Source organism: uncultured Vibrio sp., from assembly GCF_947488985.1.
Classification (GTDB): Bacteria; Pseudomonadota; Gammaproteobacteria; order Enterobacterales; family Vibrionaceae; genus Vibrio.
Genome location: NZ_CANLBV010000240.1, coordinates 1 through 952, shown reverse-complemented (window position 1 = coordinate 952; position 952 = coordinate 1). Strand labels below are relative to the sequence as shown.

At 45.5% G+C, this 952-nt stretch carries 2 tRNA genes and 3 rRNA genes; all 5 read left to right on the top strand.

Annotated elements, in window-relative coordinates:
* Positions 1-188, top strand: a 23S ribosomal RNA gene (locus tag Q1A70_RS20095); the annotation flags it as partial.
* Between the two features lie 93 nt (positions 189-281).
* A 5S ribosomal RNA gene (gene rrf, locus Q1A70_RS20090) occupies positions 282-397 on the top strand.
* A gap of 74 nt (positions 398-471) precedes the next feature.
* Positions 472-548 (top strand) — tRNA-Thr (locus Q1A70_RS20085).
* Between the two features lie 42 nt (positions 549-590).
* A 5S ribosomal RNA gene (gene rrf / locus Q1A70_RS20080) occupies positions 591-706 on the top strand.
* A 30-nt stretch (positions 707-736) separates the two neighbouring features.
* Positions 737-813, top strand: a tRNA-Asp gene (locus Q1A70_RS20075).
* Positions 814-952: the final 139 nt, after the last annotated feature.

Sequence of the window (952 nt, the reverse complement as noted above, 5' to 3'; positions counted from 1 at the left end):
CGGTAGCTAAGTTCGGAATCGATAACCGCTGAAAGCATCTAAGCGGGAAGCGAGCCCTGAGATGAGTTTTCCCTGACGCTATAAGCGTCCTTAAGGGTTGTTCAAGACTAGAACGTTGATAGGCAGGGTGTGTAAGTGCTGCGAGGCATTGAGCTAACCTGTACTAATTGCCCGTGAGGCTTAACCATACAACACCCAAGGGGTTTTGTGGACTCAAGATAAGACCTTGAATGAGTTTGAAGAGTTACTTTTAAATACAGTTTTCCAAATTTTAAAATTTGCTTGGCGATCATAGCATTGTGGACCCACCTGATTCCATGCCGAACTCAGAAGTGAAACACAATAGCGCCGATGGTAGTGTGGGGCTTCCCCATGTGAGAGTAGGACATCGCCAGGCTTTAAATTTATTTTCACTTTTTTGAAAAGTGAAGACAAAAAGGTTTAAGAATCGTTTTGAACGTTTCTTATATTGCTGATATAGCTCAGCCCGGTAGAGCGCACCCTTGGTAAGGGTGAGGTCCCCAGTTCGAGTCTGGGTATCAGCACCACTATTTAGTCGATTTGATTTATCAAGTTGACAACAGAATTTGTTTGACGACCATAGCATTGTGGACCCACCTGATTCCATGCCGAACTCAGAAGTGAAACACAATAGCGCCGATGGTAGTGTGGGGCTTCCCCATGTGAGAGTAGGACATCGTCAGGCTCAAATTGCTTTAAGCTGAATAGACACTGCGGAGTGGTAGTTCAGTTGGTTAGAATACCGGCCTGTCACGCCGGGGGTCGCGGGTTCGAGTCCCGTCCACTCCGCCACTCATAGAGAAGCCCTGCTAGCAATAGCAGGGCTTTTTTGCGTCTAATACCAGTTTGATTATTTATACCAATTTGATTATTTAATTGGTCAGCTTAGTCCAACTTCGGTAGCACATAGATATAACCTTCTCAGTCGACT